The organism is Isoptericola sp. NPDC057391 (assembly GCF_042668085.1).
In the GTDB taxonomy this organism is placed as follows: Bacteria; Actinomycetota; Actinomycetes; order Actinomycetales; family Cellulomonadaceae; genus Isoptericola.
On sequence record NZ_JBHVBO010000282.1, the window covers coordinates 1 to 3,600 of the forward strand.

The 3,600-nt window shown below is 74.9% G+C and carries 3 protein-coding genes; all 3 read left to right on the top strand.

The features are described from left to right. The first annotated feature begins 316 nt into the window (after positions 1 to 316). The 3 genes from ACFUVW_RS20205 to ACFUVW_RS20215 all read left to right on the top strand — a co-directional run bounded on the left by ACFUVW_RS20205 (position 317) and on the right by ACFUVW_RS20215 (position 3,544). Positions 317 to 1,675, top strand: a complete 1,359-nt coding sequence (locus ACFUVW_RS20205) for a ubiquitin-like domain-containing protein (RefSeq protein WP_430573084.1) — start codon at positions 317 to 319, stop codon at positions 1,673 to 1,675. A 61-nt stretch (positions 1,676 to 1,736) separates the two neighbouring features. Continuing rightward, positions 1,737 to 2,609: a 16S rRNA (adenine(1518)-N(6)/adenine(1519)-N(6))-dimethyltransferase RsmA gene (rsmA, locus tag ACFUVW_RS20210; protein WP_430573085.1), complete on the top strand. Its 873-nt coding sequence runs from the start codon at positions 1,737 to 1,739 to the stop codon at positions 2,607 to 2,609. After that, on the top strand, positions 2,606 to 3,544 hold the full coding sequence (locus tag ACFUVW_RS20215; protein ID WP_430573086.1) for a 4-(cytidine 5'-diphospho)-2-C-methyl-D-erythritol kinase: 939 nt from the start codon (positions 2,606 to 2,608) through the stop codon (positions 3,542 to 3,544). Before rsmA ends, ACFUVW_RS20215 begins: the two co-directional genes overlap by 4 nt. Positions 3,545 to 3,600 lie beyond the last annotated feature (56 nt).

A 3,600-nucleotide genomic window follows, 5' to 3' on the forward strand; every position in this document is an offset into this window, starting at 1 on the left:
GGACGGCACCGCCGTCCCGGGCGGTCGTGCGTCGGCGCCCCGTCCTGCCGGACGGGCTGTGGGTCTCGTCACGACGGCGCCGTCGGATTAGGTCTCCGATAACGAATCGGTTACGGTCGGGTGTCCCGCGTGCGAGTCATGCCCTTCGGGTGTATGCGACGCGGGCCCCTGAACCGCCGGATCGGTGGGTCGGAACTCGGCGCCCTCCGGGCGCGGGGGCCGGGAGCGAGGCGCGAGCGCGCCGCCCCGGTGCGTGACGGGCCGCCTGGGTCCGCCCTCGACCATCGTGCCCGGACAGCACGACGACTGGACTCTCGTGACCCGTTCTCCCCAGACCTCTGCCCTGCCCGCCGTGCCGGACGCCGACACCCTCGCGCCCGCCACGACCCGGTCCCGCCGCCGCTGGCCGTTCCTGGCCGCCGCGACCGTCGCCGCGGTCGCCGTCGCCGGCGGCGCCGTCGCCTACGCGGACGCCCGCAAGACCGTCACGCTCGACGTGGACGGCGACGTGAAGACCGTGACCTCCTACTCCGGCTCCGTCGACGACCTGCTCACCTCCCAGGGCGTCGTCGTCGGTGACCGTGACCTCGTGACCCCGGCGGCCGACGCCGCGCTCGAGGACGGCTCCGACGTCGTCGTGCGCTCCGGCAAGGAGCTCAGCCTGCAGGTGGACGGCAAGGACACCGACGCCTGGGTCACCGCCCTCGACGCCGACGAGGCGCTCGACACCCTCACCGCCCGCGGCGGCGACGTGCGCATCGTCGCCTCCCGCGACGGGGAGCGTGCCTCGCTGCCCGTGGACGTCGACACGGACGGGCCCGTGGCCGTGGTGCACGACGGCACCACCGACGTGGTCGAGGACGCGGACGACGTCGAGGCCGTGCTGGCCCAGGCGGACGTGGAGCTCGGCAAGAGCGACCGGGTGCACGTCACCGACGCCGCCAACGGCGAGGTGAAGAAGCACGTCGCCGCCGCCGTCGCGGACCAGAAGAAGCAGGCCGAGAAGCAGGCCGCGACCGACGGCGCGCAGACCGAGCAGGTCGCTGCCGAGGCCCCCGCCGCCGAGACCGCCGCGCCGCAGGTGGCCGTCGTCGTGCAGCGCGTCGAGACCAAGAACGTCACGACCACCAAGGCCGTCGACCACAGGACGACGACCAAGAAGTCCGGCGACCGGTACTCCGACCTCGACCCGAAGGTCGTGAAGAAGGGCAAGGACGGGCAGCGCACGATCGTCCACCAGGTCACGACGATCGACGGCAAGGTCGTGAAGAAGACCAAGGTGTCGGACGAGGTCACCGCGAAGCCCGTGACCCGCGTGCTGGTGAAGGGCACCAAGGAGCGCCCGGAGCCCGAGCCGAAGACGCCGACCTACTCCGGCTCCACCCGCTCGATCGGCCAGCAGATGGCCGCGGCGCGCGGCTGGTCCGGCGAGCAGTGGAGCTGCCTTGAGTCGCTCTGGACCAAGGAGTCGGGCTGGGACGCCTCGGCGACCAACCCGTCGTCCGGCGCCTACGGCATCCCGCAGTCGCTGCCCGGCTCGAAGATGGCGTCCGCCGGGTCCGACTGGCAGACCAACCCCGCCACGCAGATCGAGTGGGGCCTCGGCTACATCGCGGACGTGTACGGCACGCCGTGCGGCGCGTGGGGCCACTCGCAGTCGGTGGGCTGGTACTGAGTCGACCTGGGCCGACCTGCCCCGAGTCGTCGGCCGCGGGCCGACGAATAGACTCGCCCCCATGACGAACAGCCCTGGCGCCCTGCTCGGCCCTGCGGAGATCCGCGAGCTGGCAGGGCGCCTCGGCGTCCGCCCCACCAAGACGCTCGGGCAGAACTTCGTGCACGACGGCGGCACGGTGCGCAAGATCGTCCGTGCCGCCGGGCTGCGGCCGGGGGAGCGGGTCGTCGAGATCGGCCCCGGGCTGGGGTCGCTGACCCTCGGCCTCCTGGAGGCCGGCGCGTCCGTCGTGGCGGTCGAGATCGACCCGGTGCTGGCGGGCCAGATCGCCGAGACCGTGCGCAGGCACGCGCCCGAGGCCGACTTCGAGGTGGTCCCCGCCGACGCGCTCGAGGTCACCGAGCTGCCCGGGGAGCCGCCGACGGCGCTCGTCGCGAACCTGCCGTACAACGTGGCCGTGCCCGTTCTCCTCACGTTTCTGCAGCGCTTCCCCAGCCTGGAGCGCGTGCTCGTCATGGTGCAGGCCGAGGTGGCCGACCGGCTGGCCGCCGGGCCCGGGTCGCGCACCTACGGCGTCCCGTCGGTCAAGGCCGCCTGGTACGCCGAGGCGCGCCGGTCGCTGAACGTCAGCCGGCACGTGTTCTGGCCGGAGCCCAACGTGGACTCGGCGCTCGTCTGGCTCGAGCGGCGCGACCCGCCCGCCACGACCGCGACGCGCGAGCAGGTGTTCGCCGTCGTCGACGCCGCCTTCGCCCAGCGGCGCAAGACGCTGCGGGCCGCCCTGTCCGGCACGTTCGGCTCGGGTGCCGCCGCGGAGGAGGCGCTGCGGGCCGCCGGCGTCGACCCCGGCCTGCGGGGCGAGCGGCTCGAGGTCGCGGACTTCGCGCGGATCGCCGAGCAGCTTCCCGTCGCGGCGGGCACGGTGGACGCGTGACGCATCTCGCCGCCGCCCCGTCGCCGTCGGTCCGTGTGCGCGCGCCCGGCAAGGTCAACCTGTCGCTGCGCGTCGGCGCGCGCCAGGCCGACGGCTACCACCCGCTGTCGACGATCTTCCAGGCCGTGGCCCTCTACGAGGAGGTGACCGCCACGCAGGTGCCCGAGGGCGCCGGATTGACGATCACCGTCGACGGCCCCCAGGCCGACCTCGTGCCCGTCGACGGGACGAACCTCGCCTGGCGTGCGGCCGAGGCGCTCGCGACCCAGGTCGGCGTGGCGCCGGACGTCGCGCTGCACCTGGCCAAGGGCGTGCCCGTCGCCGGGGGGATGGCGGGCGGTTCCGCGGACGCCGCGGCCACGCTCGTCGCCTGCGACGCGCTGTGGCAGACCGGTCTGAGCCGCGACGACCTGTCGGCGCTCGCCGCGGACCTCGGCTCGGACGTCCCCTTCGCCCTGCTGGGGCACACCGCCGTCGGGACCGGGCGCGGCCACCTGCTGACCCCCGCCATGGCCCGCGGCGAGTTCCACTGGGTGTTCGCCGCCCAGGCCGAGGGCCTGTCGACGCCCGCCGTCTACGGCCGCTTCGACGAGCTGGCCGGCCCGGACGCCGACGACGACCCCGGCCTCGCGGAGGACACCGCGCTCATGCAGGCGCTGCGGGCCGGCGACGCGCACGGGCTGGGGCAGGCCCTGCACAATGACCTCCAGCCCGCGGCGCTCTCCCTGCGGCCGGAGCTGGAGCGCACGCTCGGCGTCGCGACCGACGCGGGCGCGCTGGGCGCCGTCGTCTCCGGGTCCGGGCCCACCGTCGCGGCGCTCGCCCGGTCGCGCCAGCACGCGCTCGCCATCGCCGCCTCCTGGACCGCCGAGGGCGCCGCCGACTCCGTGTGGTGCACCTCCGGCCCCGCGCACGGCGCCCGCCTCCTGCCCTGATGCCGAGATAGAGAACCCAGACCCGCGAGATAGAGAAGCCCGGGCGGGTTCGCAAC

Bases quoted from the DNA above. Each gene is read 5' to 3' on its own strand.
- rsmA (WP_430573085.1), top strand. From the start codon at position 1,737: ATGACGAACAGCCCTGGCGCCCTGCTCGGCCCTGCGGAGATCCGCGAG.